Here is a 20,258-nt window from a genome sequence, read left to right as displayed (position 1 = left end):
CCCCCCCCCCCCCCCCCCCCCCCCCCCCCCCCCCCCCCCCCCCCCCCCCCCCCCCCCCCCCCCCCCCCCCCCCCCCCACCCCCCCCACCCCCCCCCCCCCCCCCCGGGTGGGGGGGCCCCCCGCTTCGCTATGGAACGCGGGGGCAGTTCGGCGCTTTAGGCAGGGGAGAGCGGTGCCGAACGGTCGACGGCGTTGTGGAATGCGGCGGTGACGAGCGCGCCCAGCTCCTCGAATTCCTTGGAGCGCGCGGCCGAGGAACGGAAGACGAGGCCGATGGTGCGCTCGGCGATGACGTTGGGGGCGAAACGGCCTACGGCGAGCTCTGGGTTGCCGCATTCGGTGGCGAGCGCGGACTCGGGGACGAGCGTGCCGCCCAGGTTGCCCATGACGAGCTGCATGATGGTCGTCAGCGAGGAGGCGCGGGTCACGGCGTTCGTCGCTTCCGCCGGATTAATGTGCGCGGTGCGGCAGAGGTCGAGAATCTGATCGCGCAGGCAGTGCCCGTCATCGAGGAGGAGCAGATCGAGCTCATCAAGCTGCGTGAGCTCGAGGTCGGTGCGGCCGGCGAGTGGGTGCGAGACATTGGTGACGACCCGGAAATTCTCGTGGTAGAGCGGCACCTCGACAAGACCATGCGACTCCGCGGGCAGCGCCATGATGGCGACATCGAGCTGGCCGTCGCGCAGGCGCTGGACGAGGTTGTCGGTCTGCTCTTCGACGAAGCGCGGTTCGAGCTCCGGGAAACGCTCGGCAATGGAGGTGAGGAGGTCCGGCAGGATATACGGCGCGATCGTAGGAATAATGCCAATGGTGAGCGGGCCTGTGAGGGTCCCGTTGGCGCCGCGGGCGTGGGCTAAGAAGGCATCGGCAGCTTCGAGCGTGGCCTTGGCATAAGGGAGGAGAGACTCTCCCGCTGTAGTAACAATCACTTTGCGGGTGGAGCGCTCGATAAGCTGGACGCCAAGGCCCTGCTCGAGGGCGACGAGCGCCTGGGAGAGGGAAGGCTGGGAAATCTGCAGCTTGGTAGCGGCGGTGCCGAAGTGCTTATTCTCGGCGATCGTCACGAAAGTGCGCAGCTGAGCCAGCGTGGGACGATACTCTTTATTGTGCATGCCTATAACTCTAACACCACTTAATAAGTTTAGCTATTGACAGCCCGCGATTTGATAGGCATAATGGAACGCGTTGGCCACACAGTCCCGGTCGTTGTGAGAGGGACCTGCGGAAACGGCCAGTAGTGAAACCATTCAAGTTGTTTGCATCCTAAGGAGTAACACACACTATGCCTATCTTGACCGTTGGCGAGAAGTTCCCGGAGTTCGACCTCACCGCTCTGAAGGGCGGCGACCTGCACGACGTGAACGCGCAGCAGCCGGAGGATTACTTCGAGCAGGTTTCGCTCGACAAGTACCAGGGCAAGTGGAAGGTTGTCTTCTTCTACCCGAAGGACTTCACCTTCGTCTGCCCGACTGAGATCGCTGCCTTCGGCAAGCTGAACGAGGAGTTCGAGGACCGCGACACCCAGGTTCTGGGCGGTTCCACCGACAACGAGTTCGCTCACTTCAACTGGCGCGCAACCCACCCGGAGCTGAAGTCCGTTCCGTTCCCGATGTTCGCTGACGTCCGCCACGACCTCATCCGCGCCCTCGGCGTCGAGAACGCTGACGGTGTTGCAGACCGCGCTACCTTCATCATCGATCCGGATGGCATCATCCAGTTCGTCTCCGTGACCCCGGACGCTGTCGGCCGTAACACTGACGAGGTTCTCCGTGTCCTCGACGCTCTGCAGTCTGAGGAAGTCTGCGCCTGCAACTGGGAAGCTAACGACCCGACCAAGAACATCAACAAGCTCGACGTCGTCCAGTCCTCGCTCTAAGGCTGCGCCCACCTCAGGCATTAGGCCATGAGCTTTCAAGCCTCGCACACGCTGCGGGGCTTGCTTTTGACCATCGATTGAAAAACACCTATAAAACGCTGTAAGGAGCAAAGAATATGTCTATCGACAACCTGAAGTCTTCCCTGCCGGAGTACGCCAAGGACCAGAAGCTGAACCTGGGCACCCTCACTCGTTCCACCGAGCTCAACGAGGAGCAGCTGTGGGGCTCCATCCTCGCCGCGGCCGCTGCTACCCGCAACGACACCGTCCTCTCCGAGATCATGGAAGAGGCCAAGGAGCACCTGTCCGCTGAGGCTATCGAGGCTGCCCTTGGCGCCGCTACCGTCATGGCAATGAACAACGTTGCCTACCGCGCTAAGGGCTGGCTGGGCGATGACTTCGCTCAGGTCAAGTTCGGCCTGCGCATGAACATCATCTCCAAGCCGGGCGTTGACAAGGCCAACTTCGAGCTGTGGAACACTGTTGTCTCCGCCATCAACGGCTGCGAGCACTGCCTCGTTGCTCACACCAAGACCCTCCAGGAAGAGGGCCTGACCAAGGAGCAGATCTGGGAGGGCATCCGCGTGGCTGCCACCGTTCAGGCTGTTGCACAGGCAGTTCAGATTGAGGCTGCTCGCTAAGAGCATGCGCTCCTAGAACCGGTGGAACTTTCGGTTCTCTGGCACAGGGCCTTGCGTTCACGCGAACGCAGGGCCCTTTCGTGATCTCTGGGGACAATCCACAGGTGAGAACATTTCCGATGGGGCTAGAACGGGCGTGCGTTGTGCGCTAAATTAAGAGCAGTAGTGAGAACTGCATTGACTAGGTCTTCGCATCCCGCCCACGAATTCAGTCAAGGAAGGTCTATGAGCACGTCGTCGCGCCTCGCATTTAGCGGCTTGGTCGCCGCCGCGGCCTTGGGGATCGCCGCCTGTTCGTCTGACAGCTCCGCCGTTGCCAGCCCGCACGACGCCACGGCTGAAGAAAGCGAGAGTCCCACGACATTTTAGGGGTATGGCTTTTCCGTGCTCTCCGTGGCGAGGAACTCCAGGAGCGTCGCGCGTAGGGCCTCCTTTTCCGCGGCGTCGAGGAACTCTGCCGCGTGGCCTTTCGCTCCCGGGTTTCCCGCGCGTTCCTTGATTTCGCTGGGGCGCATTCCCAGCGCCTCCACGTAGGGCGCGGCGTGCGCGTTCGCGTAGTCCTTGCTTGTGACATCGTCGCGCTCGTCGAGCTGCGCATGGACGTGCGCGCGGTAGTCGGTGAGCGCTTTCTGCAAGCTCATATCGAGGGGAGTCTCTGCGGTGCGTGCCGAGCTTTCGCGCGCCGGCTCCCGTTCGGGATCCCGTGTGGTCTTCCGCGACGATTCAGGCTTACGCGGCGTCGATGGTTCCGCTAGATGGTGAGGGATCGTGCGCGCGACCCAGGCGCGCAAAGCATCTGCGCGGGCGCCGCGCAGCCTCAGTCCGACGGCGATGAGCATCTCGAGTGAATATTCAGCCCGCTGCCGGGTAACCTCACGGGGGCCTTCGGCGCGAACTTGTGGGGTTTCCCGACGAGTTCGGCGTACGAGCGGACCGTTGTCTCGCGAGAGCGTCGCGATATGCGTGGCGACGGTGCTGCGTGCCACGCCGAACACCGCAGCGATGTCCTCCTCGGTCCACAAGGCGCTGTGTGCTGCCTTTTTAACCGAGAGTGTGTAGCCGCCGTGCCTGGCGCGGGAAAAGGATAACAGTGGAGCTGCAGTCGTTGATTTCTTTGGCATGGAACTGAATACCGGTAACCGGGGATTAGTGGGCGTGTGCCCATCAATCATAATCGAGCAGAGTCCACATCGCGCTTGGTGGGATAAGGGGGCGCCTCACAGAGGAGCTGTCCGCGGCGGACGCTTTCGCGTTCGCCCTCCATTTCGATGACTGTGTAAAGGAGTAGTCATGTTTTCTATCATCACCGACGCCCGTGTCTACGAGAACGCCGACCCGAAGGACCGGAACCTGCCCCCGCTCATTCTGCCGGAGGGCAGCGACGTTCCGCTCATTGGCGGGGAACGCACGCCGGACGTTGTCGTCCGCTCGCGGTACGTCCCAGGGGCCGAACGCGTTCTCGTTGCCGCAATGAGTGCCTTTGACGCCGTGTGCGCGCTGGGAGGCGAGGACCTGCGGGTGGCACGCGCCGACGTCGATGACCTGGGAATCGGCGTTGAGGACATCGCCGAGCTGACGTCCTATACCGAGCCGACGCCGGTGCTGGGCGACGCCGTCCACGCCTTGCTCAAGGAGCTGGGGGAGTTCGCCCACGCGTGCCGCGTGGAAACGCAGCGACGGATCAACTCGGCGTATGCGGTCACGCGGACGTGGAATGATCTGGAGACACACGAGCAGGATCTTCTCCTGCGGGCTGCGAACCCGGCGGTCCGCATGCTGTGGGATAAGGAGATCCGTAGGGAATGGGGTGAGATTCTGTGGACCGCGCCCGTCCCGCTTGTCCTCAATACCCTCGATGTCCAGCTGCTTAAGGGGCAGCCGAATCTCAACGCGTTCTACTGCGGGGAGATGCTCCTCATGAGGGCTCACCGGCCGGAGCTGCTCCTCGGAGATCTGTGGGCCGCGGGGCTCGTGGACATCGACGGTCGCGAGGGCGACCGGTTCGCGCACGCAGACGCCGCGTTGCAGGAGGCCTTCGAGATGAGCGGTGAATTTGGTGAGCGTTGGGAGGCTTATCAGGATGGCATGACCTATGAGGAGTGGCTGCGCGCCGAAGCCGCCGCCGACGCGCACCGGCTGAGGTAGCGGCGGTCCTCGCAGCGGCGTGGTGCCGGAGTACTACTCGAAGTCCAGCTTGTAGTGCTCTGGCTTTACCCAGCCAAGGAGCGTGCTGTAGACGAAAGTGAAGAGGAAACCGAGAGCGATGGGAGCGGCGACGAAGACGAGGGCGACGATGATGACGTTGCCGGCGCTCCAGCCCCAACCTTCGTAGTTGAGGGCGGCGAGCGGGCCGACGAGGCCGGAAATACCGAAGCCGGCCGAGATAGGCGTGCCGGAAATACCCACGGCGCCGCCGATGCCGCCGAGGATGGCCGCGGAGCTCAAGATGGGCAGCAGGGTAATGGGACGCGAAAAGATATTCGCCATCTGGACCTTGGGGGAGCCGAGGACGTGGAGGATGGATGTCGCAAAGCCATTGGCCTTCCAACCGATGATGAGCAGCGTGAAGCCGGTGGCGACGGCGCCGAGGTTCGCCGTACCGGAGGCCACGCCTTCCATGAAGATGGCGGTGGCGATGCCGACGGTGGAAATCGGCGAGACGATAAGGAACGCGAAGAGCGTGGAGAGCACGATGCCCATGAGTACGGGTTCGAGCGTCGTCGCGCCGTTGATGAGTCCGCCGAGCCACACGGTCAGCGCCTTGACGGCAGGGTAGGTCACGGCCCAACCGATGCCGCCGGCGACAAGCGTGACGATGACGGAGAGCACGAGGATGGTGTAGTTCTTCAGGCGCGAACCGATGAGCAAGATGAGACCGACGGCGATAGCTGCGGTGAGGCCGGCGTTGATGACGAGGCCCGTGCCCTGGAGGTGGAAGCCGCCGTCTGGATCGACCTGCGCGACGCCCGAGCCGCAGACGGCGGCGATGCCGACGCAGGCGGTCTGGATGGGCGTGAACTTGAACTGCATGCCGACGAGGATGCCGATCATGGCGGGCAGCATGCTCGACGCGAGGCCGGTAATCGCGATGATGGTGGCGGCGCCGGGCCAGAAGGGCAGCAATGCCTTGGCCAGCTCCCCGAGGAGGGCCTGGGGGATAAGCGAGACCACGACGGCGATGGAGATGCCGTTGAGGACCTTCATGCTAAAGCTGCCGACGCTAAGCGAGGGCTTCGCGTCGGTCGCGGCGGTATCGGGATTGGACTCGGCGTTGGAAATCGGTTCCTCACGCGCTGCGTTGTAGCGGCCGGCGGCCCGTGCGGGGGCATCGGCAGCGGAGGCTTTCGCGGCGGTGGCGCTCGCTGCAGTGGTGGTGGTATTAGGGGAGGTCATGCGGGTAGTATACGAATACTATCGACCGATTGAAAATTATTCGTCCCAATCTGTGGTACTTTGCCCCCATATGGTGAGATGAGCGGTGGTTGCTTGGGGAAACTACTCTGCACCGGGCGACAGGGAACGCTACGGTGAAAAGCACGGCACGCGGCTTCGACGCGCCGCGTGGTCATCACCGCGCGGGTGTAGGCCTGCTGACTCCGTCCGCGCCAGACACAGAAAGGACCAGCATGCTTACTCGATTTCGACGCACGCTCTCACCCGCGTCCCGCGCGGTGACTGTCGTTGCTCTCACAGCCGGACTCGCCGTCACTGGCCCCTTCGCCGCTGCGGCGGAGCCGTTACCAGACAACCAGTGGCCGCGTTCTTCGGGCTCCTCCGAGGACTTGCAGTTTCGTGAACTCACTGAGGACGAGGCGTTTATCGCGGAGCGCAATCATGTGCTGGGCGGCGCTGAGCTGCCGTATACCTCGCCGGATAATCCGTGGCGCACGTGGGACGAGAAGAAACTCATCCCGATTCACGACCCGCGCTTCTTCGACCCGAAGGAAAACGAGGCCAAGATCGTCTCGCCGCACGGCACGGACGGTGTCGTGTGTGCCCAGGCGCGGTGGGCCCTCACGGCGTGCTACCAGCACGGCAAGAAACTCATCCACCTCGATACGGGCACGATAAACGGAATGTTCGTCAATTCCGATAGGCCGAAGGAACAGGTTCGCCGCACGGCACAAGCGTTCCTGCGCTCGAGTGAATTCGCGACATCTTCGGACTCGCCGTTCTACTAAATCGCGGCAGTACAGCGCACACGGGGCGAGTCTGTCTCAGTCTCGTGGGAGGTGCTCGCCAGTCGTGTGTTTGTCCCCCGTCGCACTCACCACGCCCTTGCCACCGTAGGAGCCTTGGCCCGTGCGGTCGGCATGGTGGTGACCGGCCCCGCCACAGCGAGCGCGGAGGAGCAGTTCCCGGAGGTTTACTCCTCGCTCGCGCAGCGTGAGAACAACGTGAGACAAGCCGGAGCCGAGGGGCGTCTAGTACTCGACGCGCAAGGAGGACAGGCGCACCTCACCGGCGGCATCGGAAGCATCGAGGTCGACGGTGCCCACGAACTGGAAGGCGTGCTCGCCCTTGGGATCGCAGATGATTTGGCGGACGGTCCAGGTGCGGGTCTCTTGGTCGCTCACGCGGAAGAACTCGGGGCCGCGGGCGGAGGGGCCGGTCTCAATGTCGTCGTACTCGTCGAAGTAATCGTCGAGCACCGCGCCGAAGTCGGGGACCTCGTCAAGATAGTCGAGGAGCTCGGCCAGGCGGTCTTCCTTCTCCAGAGCAAAGAGCTGGACGAGGCGGAAGAAGTAGTTGCGCACCATGATGGTAAACGCGCGGCGGTTGGCGGTAAGGGCCGTGGGGTCCTCGACGCCGAAGGCGAGCTCGCGGTCCAAGTCCTCCTGGGAGATGGGGTTGTCCTCGCCGGCCATCTGAGCCCATTCGTCCACGAGGGAAGAGTCGACCTGGCGGATGAGCTCGCCGAGCCATTCGACGACATCGGCAAGCTCGTCCGTGTAGTACTCGTCAGGGACGGATTGGCGGAGGGTACGCCAGGCGTCGGTGAGGTAACGCAGGATGACGCCCTCGCTGCGGGCGAGGCCGTAGGTGGCCACCAGGTCGGAGAAGGTCATGGCGTTGTCCAGCATGTCGCGGACCACGGATTTGGGCGCGAGCTGGAATTCCTTGACCCAGGCATTGGTCTCAGCAAACGTGTCATAGGCCTGCTCGAGGAGTTCCTCCAGGGGCTTGGGCCACGTGATGTCTTCGACGATGGTCATGCGCTCGGTGTAGTCCACGCCATCGGCCTTGAGCTGGGCGATCTCCTCGCCGCGGCGCTGTTTCTGCTGGGCGATGAGAACCTGGCGGGGGTCGTCGAGGATGGCTTCGAAGACGGAGATAATATCGAGCGTGTAGGTGTCCGACTCTGGGTCGAGCAGGCTCAGTGCGGCGAGCGCGAAAGGCGACAGGGGCTGGTTGAGCGCAAAATCGCGGGGGAGTTCGCGCACCACGTGGTAGGGGCGGCCGTAGATGTCGAGGCCCTTGGTGGACTTCTGGACGACGCCGGTGCGCACGAGCCCGCGGAAGAGATCCAGCGCCGTGAGGATGTCCTGGTTCTGCTTGGAGCGGGTGTCGTGGTTGGTGCGCAGGAGGTGGCGCATGTGTTCGTAGCCGTCGCCGTGGCGGGCAAGGACATTGAGCAGCATGGAGTTGGAGACCTTAAACTGGCTGGTGAGCTGCTCGGGCTCGGCATCGATGAGTCGCAGGTAGGTCTTTTCTGACCAGGTGACCTCGCCGTCGCGGGCCGACTTCTTCTTGAGCTTCTTCAGGCGCGCCGGGTCGTCCCCGGCCTTGCGGCGGGCCTTGGCGTTTTCGATTTCGTGCTCGGGGGCCTCGACAACGACGGTGCCTTCGGTGTCGTAGCCGGCTCGTCCGGCGCGGCCGGCGATCTGGTGGAACTCGCGGGACTTCAAGATGCGCTGGCGGGTGCCGTCGTATTTGGCCAGGCCCGTCATAAGCACGGTGCGGATGGGCACGTTAATACCCACGCCCAGGGTGTCCGTGCCAAAGATGATCTTGAGCAAGCCGCGCTGGGCGAGGCGCTCGACCAGGCGACGGTACTTGGGCAGCATGCCGGCGTGGTGGACGCCAATGCCCTTGCGTAGCAGCTTGGACAGGTCCCGGCCGAAGGCCGTGGTAAAGCGGAAACCACCGATTTCCGTGGCGACTGCTTCCTTTTCCTCGGGAGTGAGGATCGTGCCGATGGAGGTGAGCGCTTGGGCGCGCTCGGAGGCCTCGCGCTGGGAGAAGTGCACGACGTAGATGGGGGCCTTGCCCTTGGAGAGGAGTTCTTCGATGGTGTCCTGCACGCCCGTAAAGACATAAGAGAAGTCGAGCGGCACGGGACGGGTGGTCCCGGCGACGAGCGTGGTGTCGCGGCCGGTGCGCTGGGTGAGGTCCTCCTCGAGCCACGACGTGTCGCCGAGTGTGGCGGACATGAGGAGGAACTGCGCCTTGGGCAGTTCCAGGAGCGGTACTTGCCAGGCCCAGCCGCGGTCGGGCTCAGAGTAGTAGTGGAACTCATCCATGACGACTTGGTCGATGTTCGCCTCCGCGCCGTCGCGCAGCGCGATATTGGCGACGATCTCCGCGGTGGCCGCGATAATCGGCGCGTTGCCGTTGACGGTGGCGTCGCCTGTCATCATGCCCACGTTATCGGGGCCGAAGATTTCGCACAGCGCGAAGAACTTCTCGGAGACCAGCGCCTTAATGGGGGCGGTGTAGAAGCTGCGCTGGCCGCGGGCGAGTGCGATAAAGTGCGCAGCGTTAGCCACCATGGATTTGCCGGAGCCGGTGGGTGTCGCAAGGATGACATTGTCGCCGGCGAGGATGCCCAACGAGGCTTCCTCCTGGGCGGGGTAGAGGCTAATCCCGCGGTCTTTCGTCCACGCGATGAAGGTGTCCCACACCGCCTCGTCGAAGAGGGAGGAGGGGACATTCTCAAGGTCGGCCAGCTTGTCAGACAACGTCGCGGTATTCACGACTCACCAGTCTACAAGGCAGGCCGACGCGAGTTACTTGGCTTCGCCTGAATCGTCCGAGTCATCGGAAGCATCCGAGCCCTCGGCAGAAGGACCGCCCAGCCCCTGCGGACCCGAAGAGCCACGACCGAAGTTAACCTCGCGGTCGTTGATGTCCGCGGTGAGGATCTGGTCGCGCCAGGAATACTCGTGGCCCAGGGCGTCGAGGAAGCGCTCGAATTCCTCCGAGAGCTCTTCGCCGGTAGGCGCGCCCTGCTCGCCCGGCATGATGGCCTGCGGGTGCTCCTCGCGGTAGCGCTCCATGTAGACGTCGTACTGGTTCTCCAGCTGGCCCACGACCTGCGCGATTTCCTCGGAGTCGTTGACCTGCTCCTCAATCTGGTGGTTGAGTCGTGCGGCGTCGGCCTCCAGGGCGCGCAGCGGCAGCTTGAGGCCCGTCACCGAGCCGACGGACTCGAGAAGCTCGAGCGTGGCCTGCGGGTAGGGGGAGCTGGCCAGGTAGTGCGGCACGTGTGCCGTGTAGCCCGCCACGTTACGGCCGGCCTTCGCCAGGGCACGTTCGATGTACATCTGCGCCGCCCCCGGGACCATCATCGTGGAGTCGAGGCGGAACATGCGGCTCACGAGCTCCGGTGAGTTGCCGTGGGCCGTAATCACCATGGGGCGCGTATGCGGCACCGGCATGGGCGCGCCATACAGCGCGACCGTCTGCTTGACGTCGAACTTCTCAACCAGGTCAGTAACGGCCTTGGTAAAAGCCTGCCAGCGCAGGTCCGGCTCGGGGCCAGACAGCAGCAGGAAAGCCTTGCCCGCGGTATCGCGCAGCACGCGCATATCGAGATCGAGGTTTTCAATCTCCATCGGTGCGTCATTATCGAGCGTCACCGCAGGGCGGCGCGAGCGATAATCGATGAGCTCGTCCGCGTTAAAGGATGCGATAAGCCTGTTATCGAGCGCCGCCTTGAGGTGGTCGGCACTGTGCTCGACCGCCTGGCCCGCGTCCGCGTAACCGTGCAGGGCGACGATAAGGGTGGGGCCGTCCGTCTCGCCGGCCGCGGTGTCGTTTACCGCCGGTGCTGGGTATTCCAGCTCATACATGCGATCTTCGTTCGCCATGGTGTCCTCCTAGCGTCTATACCCTCCACAACAGCGAACCTCACCGTTGTTATTCCCTTGCCCGCACTCACATTTCAGGGGTGCGGCAATGAGGTAGGTGGCCAACCATTCTAGCCCGAAAAACCTGCCAAGCGTGCCGGTTGTTCCCGATCTATTCCTGTGGAGTCAATACCAATGTGCGCATCTGTGGATAATCCCCGGGGGACTGCACACTCTATTGGGCAATGCACTCGCGTTATCCACAGGCGCGAACGCGCCGGTCTCGACACCATGCAGAGTAACCGGCCACAGTGAAAGCATGACTACTTCACATGATGCTGTTACACCTGGTTACCTGCTCGCTTCTATCCCTGGGGCGCTCGGATTTTATCCCAGCGACTCCATCATCCTCATGGGCTTTAGCTCAGAGGACAATCGCCTCGTCTTAGGGCCCGTCGCCCGTTTCGACGTCGCGCTTGCCTCGCGCCAACTGTCTGAGGCCTTCGCCGTCGTCGCCGCGGAGACGGATGTCGTCTTCGCCTTCATCGTTTCCCACCGCCCCGACCCCGCCATTCATGACCTCACCGATCTCCTCTTCGATTTTTCTGCCGACCTCGACGACACTTGCCGCACCGTCGACGCCTGCTGGTTTACCCCAGAGATTTCCGTCGGTCAGCCCTATGAGATGTGCTTTGCCCCGGCGGAGATTCCGCTCACGCACACCGCGGAATGGCAACAGGGCACCATTGACTCCATCGCCGCGTCGCCCACCATGGAGCGCTGGCGCGAGGCCGGCCGCCTGCCAGAGATTTCCCGCGACGAGGCCTTCGCCTGCTTCGACGAGGCCAATCCTCACTTCGGCCCGCACGATATCGCAGCCATGGTGAAAGCCGCTGCTTCCGATGCCCCCTTGCTCGCCCAAGGCCGTCCCGCCCGGCCTGTGCCCCTGGCAACCGGCGTGGCGGCCAGCGCCCTGGCCGAGGACGTCCGCCTGCGCTTCGAGGTCCGCGACATCGTGCCGCTGGTAACGCGCGTCTTTAGCGAACTGTCGCATATGACGGGTGAGCCGCCGGAGGACGACCCCGTGCGTGCCGATGCCGTCCTGATCACCCGTATGGCGACCATCCTGTATGACACCGCGTTGCGCGACCTCATCGTGAGCGCCCTGTGCGACCAACCACAGGGCGCGGCGCGAGTGCTGCTCGCCGTGGCGCAGACGGTCCACGGACCCTCGCGCACCAACGCGTTGGCGCTCTATGCCATGGCGCAGGTCGCGCTCGGCTTGCCGATGGTCGCCGGCACCGTGTTGTCCGTCGCCCTCGAGGAAGACCCGGAGCACACCCTCGCGGGCCTGCTCATGCGTGGGTATCGCGCCGGGCTGCAGGACAAGATGGTGGCTAACTTCCGGCGCGGATCCGCCAAGGCGCGGGCGAGCCTCGGCCTCGACGAGGACGGCGAGCGCGCCTTGTGCGCCTAGCGGACGTGTGTCCATGACCGAAACGACGAAGTCCCGGCACCGCAATCGGTGCCGGGACTCGTGCGTGGAAGACGCTTAGCGGACGCGCTTGGCGGAGTGCGCGCGCTCGCCCAGGTTCTTCGTGAAGTTCCACGCGTCCGTCACGATGGTGGTGAGCTCGGTGCGCGTCGGGTTCCAGCCCAGCTCCTCCTTGATCTTGGCGGAAGACGCGATGAGCGTCGCCGGGTCGCCAGCGCGGCGCGGGGCAAGCTCGGCCGGGATAGGGTGGCCCGTCACGGCGCGGCAGGCCTCGATGACCTGCTTGACGGAGTAGCCATCGCCCGAGCCCAGGTTGTAGATGCGGTGCGTGCCCGGCGTATTCGTCTCGAGCGCGAGGACGTGTGCGTCCGCGAGGTCGCGGATGTGGATGTAGTCGCGCACGGCCGTACCGTCCGGGGTGGGGTAGTCATCGCCGAAGATGAAGATCTTGTCGCGGTGGCCCAGCGCCACCTGGAGCACGAGCGGGATGAGGTGGGTCTCGATTTCGCGGTTCTCGCCAATCTCGCCGTAGGCGCCCGCGACGTTGAAGTAGCGCAGCGAGGTCGCGCCCAGGCCATAGGCGTTCGCGTAGGACGTGATGGCGTAGTCGATGGCAAGCTTTGTCGCGCCGTACGTGTTCGTGGGCTTGGTAGGCAAGTCCTCGGTAATCGGCACGACCTCGGGCTCGCCGTAGGTCGCCGCGGTGGACGAGAAGACGAGGTTGTTCACGTCGTTGGCGCGCATCGCGTCGAGCAGTGCCAGCGTGGTGACGAGGTTGTGCTGCCAGTACTCGTCCGGTACCTCCATGGACTCGCCGACAAGCGAGCGTGCCGCGAAGTGGACGACGCCCTCGAAGCCGCCTTCGCCGAGGACCTCGGCGGCCTTATCACGCACGTCGCCTTCGACGAGGCGGGCGGCGGCCGGGACGGCCTCGCGGTTGCCCGTGGTGAAGTTGTCAATGATGGTGACGTCGTGGCCGGCCTCAACGAGGACGGCGGCGCACACGCTTCCCACGTAACCGGCACCGCCGGTGACAAGCAGCTTCATGAATAGGACCTTTCCATTAGGCAGTTGGGGGCAATGCCTGCGGCAGATGCCGCAGGCGGGCGAGTCGAGTCAGGAGTGTTGGTCTGTCTACAACAATCTCCCACTGTAGACGCGAACGCGGCCACGGTCCCGGTGCGAAACTCGTGTGGCCCAGTGAGGGGCGAATGGAGCGGCACAGGGAGCACGGCCGCGGAGGAGAAGCCGGTGCGAAAGGCGAGCACCGGCCCGGCACGCTACGTGTGAATGCGAATGGCGTGAGCGAGGTCGTCGACGAGCTCAACGGTGGCGCCGTTGTCCGTCGTTATCGTCACGGTGCCGTTGTCATTGACCACGGTGACTGCGGCGCCGACCACGATGCCGGCCTCGTAGAGCTCACGGAACTGGGAGGCATCGACCTGCAGGATCTCGTTGATCTGCTCGATGGTGCCCTTCGTCTCCTCGTTGTCCGGAAGATCGATGACGCGCACGCCCGCCTCGAGCGACGGCGGGGTCACGCCCAGCTCGTCGAGCGCCGGGATGGGATTGCCGAACGGGGAGCGGTACGGCTCGTCCAAGATGTTGACGAGGCGACGCTCGACGTCCTCGCTCATGACGTGCTCCCAGCGGCAGGCCTCGTCATGGACCTGGTGGATGTCGAGGCCGAGGACATCGGTGAGCAGGAGCTCAGCGAGACGGTGCTTGCGCATAACGGCCGTGGCTAGTGAGCGGCCCTGCGCCGTGAGGTCGAGGCTGCGGTCGTTGCGCACGTGCAGCAGGCCATCGCGCTCCATGCGGGCGACCGTCTGAGAGACCGTCGGGCCGGACTGCTCGAGGCGCTCAGCAATGCGGGCGCGCAAGGGAATAATCCCCTCTTCTTCCAGCTCATAGATGGTACGAAGATACATCTCCGTGGTATCGACTAGATCGCGCATGCTGTATGGCCTTTCTGTCTGGAGCCGACGTACGCGACGACCCCAGGCGCTGTAATAAAGAAATACTCGCCCACCCCAACGCGCCAGCAAGCCGTTGTATTTCCACGACCTGCCGCCGCGCGGTGTTAGTTACTCCCATACTTTAGCGTAAAAGCATGCTCCCGTGCACAGGAAAACACTTTTAACTGCTGATTTTTAATAGTCGGGGACTATGAGATGTGGGCAACTATGCACAGTTTCCTGTTGGTGACATACGACACCGCCCCCGGCCGGCTGGCCGAGGGCGGTGGAAAGGGGCGCGGTGGCGCCCGGAATGCGTCCGGGCTGTCTACTGGGCGTACTCGCGCAGGCGGGCGGCGCGGTTGCCGTCGCGCAGCTTAGCCATCACCTCGCGCTCGATCTGGCGAACGCGCTCGCGGGAGAGACCGAACTTGCGGCCAATCTGGTCGAGGGTGCGCGGCACACCGTCGTCCAGGCCGTAGCGCAGACGGATAACGTCCTGCTCGCGCTGCTCCAAAGAGCCGATGACGGAACGGATATCAGAGTGGCGCATCGCGGCGACGACGGCGGACTCGGCGTCGGTTGCCTCAGCGTCCTCAATGAAGTCGCCCAGCGGTGCTTCCTCGTCCGCGCCGACCGGCATGTCAAGCGAGACCGGGTCGCGGGACTGGCGCAGGAGCATCTCAATCTTCGACTCGTCAATGCCGGATTCCTCCGACAGTTCCTCGTTCGTGGCCTCGCGGCCCAGGGACTGGTACATCTCGCGCTTGATGCGCGAGAGCTTATTGACCTGCTCGACGAGGTGGACTGGGAGGCGAATGGTGCGCGACTGGTCAGCCATGCCGCGCGTAATAGCCTGGCGAATCCACCACGTGGCGTACGTGGAGAACTTAAAGCCCTTGGAGTAGTCGAACTTCTCCATGGCGCGAATCAGGCCGAGGTTGCCCTCTTGGATGAGGTCGAGGAGCGGCATGCCGCGGCCGGTGTAACGCTTCGCGAGCGAGACGACGAGACGGAGGTTGGCTTCCAGCAGGTGGGAGCGTGCCTTCTTGCCGTCGCGGGCGAGGATCTTCAAATCACGCTTCTCAGCGCGGGTGAGCTTCTCGGCGTTGGCGAGCTTGTGCTCCGCGTAGAGACCAACCTCAATACGCTGGGCGAGTTCCACCTCGTCTTCGGCCGAGAGCAGCGCCGTCTTACCGATGCCGTTGAGATAAACACGAACCAGGTCTGCGGAGGGATTATCGTTCGTCTGATTGCGGCGGGAGCCGCGGTCCGCGTCGTCGGGCGCGAAGCCGTCGGTCTCTGTGGTGGTGTGGGCTGCGGAAGAGCTGCTCATTGTTTGTGGCCTCCTATAAGGTTTCGCCGGTAACACACTGTTCAACGGCCGAGAGGTGACATGAGTTCCCGCCGCCGATTATTACTGCGATAGGTACCGCACGAATGGGGGTAATCCACCGGGGGTAACCTGCGGTTTCCTGAGATCTATTTAAAACAAAAAATTAGTGGAAATTCAGACTCGGGCCGCGAGGCTAGCACTCGACGAGGACCGTGAAGGGGCCCTGATTGACGGAGGTGACCTCCATCATGGCACCGAAGCGGCCTGTCTCCACGTGCACTCCGTGGCCCTCGAGCGCGGTGCGCAGCGCCTCGATGACGGGCTCGGCGTCTTCGCCAGGCGCGGCGTCCGACCATGACGGGCGGCGGCCCTTGGCGGTGCGGCCGTAGAGCGTGAACTGGGAGACGAGGAGAACCGGCGCGCCCGCGTCGCGGACGGCGACCTCGCCGTCAAGGATGCGCAGGCCTGAGATTTTGTCTGCCATCTTGTCAATTTTCGACGCCAGCGTGCTGGCGTCCTCGCAGTCCTCGCGGGCCACACCCACGAGCGCGAGCAGCCCGCCGGTCTCGGGGCAGTCGATGGCGCCGACCACCTCGCCCTCGACGGTGACGGACGCGGACGAGACGCGAGTGAGAACGGCGCGCATGAAAGAAAGACTCCTTAGTCGTTGAGCAGGTCGGTGGGGATGAGTAGGCCATGGCGGACGAGATCCACGACGGCAGGCAGGGCAGAGGCGAGGAGCTCGTCCTCGTCGAAGTCGTTGAGTGCGGCGTAGACGCCGACGGTATCGGCGAGCGTGAGGCCTTCCGGGTTGAGGCCCGCGACGATGGAGGCGAGGTGCTCGTCTACTTCGTGCTGCCAGCGCGGGCCCTCGGTACGGGTGAGTCGCAGTGCGGCGCGGTGAAAACCTTGGCCGGAGTCGTCCGGCAGGGCGACGTCCTCGCGGGCAAGACCCGGGCGCACCGCGAAGTGGGAGTGCTCCAGCTGGCCGGGGACGAGGCCGCGCAGCCACGCGACGCGCGCGAAGTACTCCTCGACCTCGGGGCCGAGCGGATCGTTAAACGGCTGCGGCATGTACTCCGCCAGGATGTCCGAGGGCTCGTCGTCGCCGATGCGCTGCAGAGCCACGAAGCCGAAGCCAATGCCCGTGACGTCGTGGGCATGGAAGTGCGAAAGCCAGCGCTGCGCCTGTTCCTTGCCGGTGTCTGAGCGCAGGTCTACGGACTCGTCCTTGAGCCACGTCGAGACGTAGAGGGACGGGTCGGCGACGTCGCGCTGGATGATCCACGCGGCCACGCCTGTGGCGGGCAACCAGGACGCGACGCGCTGCTGCCAGGGGACGTCGCCCTGGTGGACCCAGGCCGCGAGCAGGTGCGCGGTGCCGCCGGGGTTGAGGTGCTCTGGGGCCTGGGAGATGACGAGCTCGGAGGCGCCGTCCAGGTTGAGGCCGGAGTCGCGGTAGACGTGGCCCACGGTGGGCAAGCCCACGACGAAGGGCGGGTTGGCCACGATCCGGTCGAAGCGTTCGCCGTCGACGGGCGCGAACCAGGAGCCCTGGCGGAGATCGACGCGCTCGGTGGCGCCCGCGGCGGCGACGGTGGCACGGGCGAGCTCGAGGGCGCGCGCATGGACGTCCGTGGCGACCACCCGCGTGGCGTTGCCCAGCTGGCCGAGCAGCTGCACGCCCGAGCCTGTGCCGAGGTCGAGGACGGACTCGACAGGCGAGTGCGGAGTGGACTGGAGGAGGGAGAGCGAGGCCGAGCCGACGCCCAACACGTGATCGGGGCCGGGGACGTGGTCGACGAAGGTGGCGTCCACGTCGGAAAAGACCCAGTGGTTGGCGCCCGCGATGACGTGCGGTCGCACGTCGAGGGCGACGCGGAGCGTCCCGGCGGCATCAGCAGGGACGGTGACCCCGGCGTCGATGAGGCGGGTGGCTAGCGGTGCGGAGAGGGCATCGGCAAGCTCGGCGGGCGTCAGCGGCTCGTGGAGGATAAATGCGCGAATGAGCGCGTCGAGCTGGGTGCCGCCGGAGGTAGCGAGCAGAACGGGGCCGGGCTCGCCGCGGTAGAGGGCCTCGGTGACCTCAGGGCCCAGGTGGCCGGCCAGACCGGCGTCGGTAAAGCCGGCGGATTCGAAGGCGGCGGCGAGGTCTGCGGCGACAGCGGCAAGCGGGAACTTGGGGTTAAGCGGTGCGAAGAAGTCGGTCATGGCGGGCCTTTACTGGGGGTCGTCGTGGTCGATGGTGCGGGAGGCAGGCAGCTCGGCGGTGCGTTCGCGCTCAAGCTGGGCGTAGTGCTGTTGCTGCTGGCGGGCGAGGGCGGGGCGGTAGACCATGCGCTCGCGCTCGTCGCGCTTCTGGCCGCGGCCGTTGCCGAGCACGACCGCAATCCACGGCAGCGGCACGGAGACGGCCAGCGCGATGGTCGCGGCGAGGTACCAGTGCATGACGAGGAAGAACGCGCCGAGCAGGAGGGAGGGCACGCGAAGGAACTGGAGGAAGGCGTATTGCTTCTCGCGGCGGAGGCGATCCTGGCCGGGGCCGACCTTCGCGTCTGTAATGAGGGCACTGCGGCGGGCGAAGCGGCGGCGGGGTGCTTCCTCTGCGACGCCCTCAATAACGCAGGGATCGCTAGACGACGATCCGGTCTGAGGATCGTCTGGGGTGTCGTCGACATTCTCCCGAGTACTCATGACAACCCAGCCTAGCCCCTTGAGTCGCATTTTTTAACCCGCGTGGGGCATGATAGGTCGAGTGAGTACTACGACGACGAAGACGATTGAACGCCCCGACGTTCGTGAAGAGACGTCGACGGGTGATGGCACCCCGAAGTTCTTCCACTACGTGCGCAAGGACAAGATCCTGAATTCTGCCGTGAGCGGCGAATACGTCGTTGCACTGTGCGGTGAGACCTTCCCGGTGACCAAGCAGGCGAAGCCGGGGTCTCCGGTGTGCCCGGACTGCGAGAAAATCTATAAGGGGCTGCGTCGTAAGTGAGCGCCCGCCGCGGTCCTTTGCGTGCCTGGCAACAGGCGGCATTGGACAAATTCATGGCAACCAAACCGCGTGACTTCATGGCCGTGGCAACGCCGGGTGCCGGTAAGACGACGTTCGCGTTGCGCATTGCCACGGAGCTTATCGATGACCGCACGGTCGACCGCGTCATTGTTGTGGTCCCCACGGAGCACCTCAAGGTGCAGTGGTCCCACGCTGCCGCGCGCGTGAATCTGTCGCTGGACCCGAATTTTAAGAACTCGTCTGCGTTCAACCCGGCCTACGACGGCATTGTGGTCACCTATGCCCAGGTGGGCATGCACCCGTTCAAGCACCGCGCCGTGGCCTCGTCCAAGCGCACGTTGGTGATCCTTGACGAGATCCACCACGCCGGCGACGCAAAAAGCTGGGGCGACGGCGTGCGCGAGGCCTATGACGACGTGGAGCACCGCCTGGCGCTGACCGGTACGCCGTTTCGTTCCGATGACTCGCAGATCCCCTTCGTGCGCTACGAGCAGGACGGCGAGGGCCACCTCGTCAGCCAGTCCGACCACACCTATGGGTACGGTGACGCGCTTGCCGATGGCGTCGTGCGCCCCGTGGTCTTCCTTTCTTACTCTGGCGAGTCGCGCTGGCGCGATTCCGCCGGTGAGGAGCATGCCGCCCGCCTGGGCGACATCCTCAACCCGGAGCAGACCGCCCGCGCGTGGAAGACGGCGCTGGACCCCAAGGGCGAGTGGATTCCTACCGTTTTGAATGCGGCGCACACGCGCCTGATGCAGATGCGCCGCAACATGCCGGACGCCGGCGGCCTCGTGCTCGCCACGGACACGCAGACCGCCCGCGCGTACGCGAAGATCTTGAAGAAGCTGTCGAATACGCCGGTCTCCGTCATCCTCTCCGATGATCCGACGTCCTCGGACCGCATTGAGGAGTTCTCCCAATCCACCGACGAGTGGATGGTCGCCGTGCGCATGGTCTCTGAGGGCGTCGACGTCCCGCGCCTGGCCGTGGGCGTCTACGCCACCTCCGCGTCCACGCCGCTCTTCTTCGCGCAGGCCATCGGCCGTTTCGTGCGTTCGCGCATGCCGGGCGAAACCGCGAGCGTCTTCCTGCCCTCCGTCCCCGTCCTTTTGGGCCTGGCGGAGAACATGGAAAAGTCCCGCGACCACGTCCTTGGTGCGGAGAAGTCCCCGGACAAGGAGGGCTGGGACGACGATCTGCTGGCCGAAGCCAACAAGAAGAAGACCGAGCAGGACATGCTCGAGCCGACCTACGAGTCCTTGGGAGCGGAGGCTGAGTTCTCCGGCCTGCTCTTCAACGGCTCCCAGTTCACCACCGGCGATATCACGCAGGAAGACCAGGACTTCATTGGCATCCCCGGCCTCCTCGATGCCGACCAGGTCAAGGACCTGCTGCGCAAGAAGCAGGCCGATGAACTCGACCGTCGCGAGCATGAAGAAAAGGCAAAGCGCGCCGCCGAGGCCGCCGAGGCCCACCGCCGCGAAATCTTCGGCCTGCCCAGCGCGCCGCAGAACCGGAAACCCGCTGCGTCCGACGCCGCTGGCGAAGCCAGCGGTGTTGTCGATGAGATCGCCGAGCTGCGCAAGGAGCTCAACACCTTGGTCTCCATCAAGGCTCAGAGCTCCGGCCGCCCGCACGGCGCTATCCACACGGAGGTCAGAAAGGCCTGCGGCGGACCGCCCACCGCACTGTGCAACGCAGAACAGCTGCAGGCGCGGATTGATTTTCTGCGGGCTTGGTAGCGCTCCTGGGTGCTTGCCTGGTGCAACGTGAATGAGTCGCCGAAATTCGAGTGAATTTTCGGCGACTCATTCATATTCGTGCTGCACGCTCGGGTGCCTTCGGTTAGGCTGATGCTCA

At 64.6% G+C, this 20,258-nt stretch carries 19 protein-coding genes; 8 read left to right on the top strand and 11 right to left on the bottom strand.

The features are described 5' to 3' along the window. Positions 1-156: 156 nt before the first annotated feature. A complete protein-coding gene (locus ABJ196_RS11335; protein ID WP_347307170.1) occupies positions 157-1,113 on the bottom strand; it encodes a LysR substrate-binding domain-containing protein in 957 nt (318 codons plus the stop codon). Positions 1,114-1,283: 170 nt separating this feature from the next. On the opposite strand from ABJ196_RS11335, the gene ABJ196_RS11330 reads away from it, so the two are divergent. The 3 genes from ABJ196_RS11330 (at position 1,284) to ABJ196_RS11320 (ending at position 2,887) form a co-directional block, all read left to right on the top strand. Further along, complete coding sequence (locus ABJ196_RS11330; protein WP_257069706.1) at positions 1,284-1,877, top strand: peroxiredoxin; 594 nt, start codon at positions 1,284-1,286, stop codon at positions 1,875-1,877. Between the two features lie 116 nt (positions 1,878-1,993). Beyond that, positions 1,994-2,518, top strand: coding sequence for a carboxymuconolactone decarboxylase family protein (locus ABJ196_RS11325; protein ID WP_257054650.1), 525 nt, complete (start codon positions 1,994-1,996; stop codon positions 2,516-2,518). A 225-nt stretch (positions 2,519-2,743) separates the two neighbouring features. Beyond that, complete coding sequence (locus ABJ196_RS11320) at positions 2,744-2,887, top strand: hypothetical protein (protein WP_257072142.1); 144 nt, start codon at positions 2,744-2,746, stop codon at positions 2,885-2,887. On the opposite strand, the gene ABJ196_RS11315 is transcribed toward ABJ196_RS11320, so the two are convergent. Then, a complete protein-coding gene (locus ABJ196_RS11315) occupies positions 2,884-3,159 on the bottom strand; it encodes a hypothetical protein (RefSeq protein WP_347307167.1) in 276 nt (91 codons plus the stop codon). The genes ABJ196_RS11320 and ABJ196_RS11315 overlap by 4 nt on opposite strands. Before the next feature lie 649 nt (positions 3,160-3,808). Here ABJ196_RS11315 and ABJ196_RS11310 point away from each other — a divergent pair. Beyond that, positions 3,809-4,663, top strand: coding sequence for a hypothetical protein (locus tag ABJ196_RS11310; protein ID WP_257069703.1), 855 nt, complete (start codon positions 3,809-3,811; stop codon positions 4,661-4,663). Positions 4,664-4,696: 33 nt separating this feature from the next. Here the strand turns inward: ABJ196_RS11310 and ABJ196_RS11305 are convergent, their stop codons facing one another. Next, entirely contained in the window at positions 4,697-5,722 is a 1,026-nt protein-coding gene (locus ABJ196_RS11305) for a PTS sugar transporter subunit IIC (protein ID WP_347307172.1), read from the bottom strand. A 422-nt stretch (positions 5,723-6,144) separates the two neighbouring features. Here ABJ196_RS11305 and ABJ196_RS11300 point away from each other — a divergent pair, with 422 nt between their 5' ends. Then, positions 6,145-6,699 (top strand): hypothetical protein, encoded by a 555-nt coding sequence (locus tag ABJ196_RS11300; RefSeq protein ID WP_347307165.1) that lies wholly within the window; start codon positions 6,145-6,147, stop codon positions 6,697-6,699. A 243-nt stretch (positions 6,700-6,942) separates the two neighbouring features. Here the strand turns inward: ABJ196_RS11300 and ABJ196_RS11295 are convergent, their stop codons facing one another. Then, positions 6,943-9,495, bottom strand: coding sequence for a DUF3516 domain-containing protein (locus tag ABJ196_RS11295; RefSeq protein WP_347307163.1), 2,553 nt, complete (start codon positions 9,493-9,495; stop codon positions 6,943-6,945). Between the two features lie 33 nt (positions 9,496-9,528). Continuing rightward, entirely contained in the window at positions 9,529-10,611 is a 1,083-nt protein-coding gene (locus ABJ196_RS11290) for a PAC2 family protein (RefSeq protein ID WP_347307161.1), read from the bottom strand. Between the two features lie 298 nt (positions 10,612-10,909). Between ABJ196_RS11290 and ABJ196_RS11285 the strand changes: the two genes are divergently transcribed. Beyond that, positions 10,910-12,067 (top strand): DUF4192 domain-containing protein, encoded by a 1,158-nt coding sequence (locus ABJ196_RS11285; RefSeq protein ID WP_347307159.1) that lies wholly within the window; start codon positions 10,910-10,912, stop codon positions 12,065-12,067. Between the two features lie 75 nt (positions 12,068-12,142). On the opposite strand, the gene galE is transcribed toward ABJ196_RS11285, so the two are convergent. The 6 genes from galE to ABJ196_RS11255 form a co-directional block, all read right to left on the bottom strand. Further along, positions 12,143-13,132, bottom strand: a complete 990-nt coding sequence (gene galE / locus ABJ196_RS11280; RefSeq protein ID WP_347307157.1) for a UDP-glucose 4-epimerase GalE — start codon at positions 13,130-13,132, stop codon at positions 12,143-12,145. Positions 13,133-13,365: 233 nt separating this feature from the next. Beyond that, positions 13,366-14,043: an iron dependent repressor, metal binding and dimerization domain protein gene (locus ABJ196_RS11275; protein WP_347307155.1), complete on the bottom strand. Its 678-nt coding sequence runs from the start codon at positions 14,041-14,043 to the stop codon at positions 13,366-13,368. 328 nt (positions 14,044-14,371) lie between these two features. After that, positions 14,372-15,379 carry a sigma-70 family RNA polymerase sigma factor gene (locus ABJ196_RS11270; RefSeq protein WP_257054634.1) on the bottom strand — a complete coding sequence of 336 codons (1,008 nt, stop codon included), beginning with the start codon at positions 15,377-15,379 and terminating at the stop codon, positions 14,372-14,374. Between the two features lie 193 nt (positions 15,380-15,572). Then, positions 15,573-16,025, bottom strand: coding sequence for a D-aminoacyl-tRNA deacylase (gene dtd / locus ABJ196_RS11265; protein WP_141629110.1), 453 nt, complete (start codon positions 16,023-16,025; stop codon positions 15,573-15,575). Between the two features lie 14 nt (positions 16,026-16,039). Then, on the bottom strand, positions 16,040-17,590 hold the full coding sequence (locus ABJ196_RS11260) for a class I SAM-dependent methyltransferase (protein WP_347307153.1): 1,551 nt from the start codon (positions 17,588-17,590) through the stop codon (positions 16,040-16,042). 9 nt (positions 17,591-17,599) lie between these two features. Then, complete coding sequence (locus ABJ196_RS11255) at positions 17,600-18,073, bottom strand: DUF3099 domain-containing protein (protein ID WP_347307151.1); 474 nt, start codon at positions 18,071-18,073, stop codon at positions 17,600-17,602. Positions 18,074-18,122: 49 nt separating this feature from the next. On the opposite strand from ABJ196_RS11255, the gene ABJ196_RS11250 reads away from it, so the two are divergent. Together ABJ196_RS11250 and ABJ196_RS11245 are read left to right on the top strand one after the other, a co-directional pair. After that, entirely contained in the window at positions 18,123-18,377 is a 255-nt protein-coding gene (locus tag ABJ196_RS11250) for a DUF3039 domain-containing protein (RefSeq protein ID WP_066486456.1), read from the top strand. Then, the gene (locus tag ABJ196_RS11245; RefSeq protein ID WP_257054626.1) at positions 18,374-20,140 is read left to right on the top strand and encodes a DEAD/DEAH box helicase; all 1,767 of its coding nucleotides are present in this window, start codon (positions 18,374-18,376) and stop codon (positions 20,138-20,140) included. The genes ABJ196_RS11250 and ABJ196_RS11245 overlap by 4 nt, the downstream gene beginning before the upstream one ends. Positions 20,141-20,258 lie beyond the last annotated feature (118 nt).

Origin of the sequence: Corynebacterium sp. SA-MJD20WY100 (assembly GCF_039822565.1) — a bacterium.
Classification (GTDB): Bacteria; Actinomycetota; Actinomycetes; order Mycobacteriales; family Mycobacteriaceae; genus Corynebacterium; species Corynebacterium phoceense_A.
Note: the sequence above shows the minus strand (reverse complement) of the source record. Positions and strands in the feature narration are given on the sequence as shown.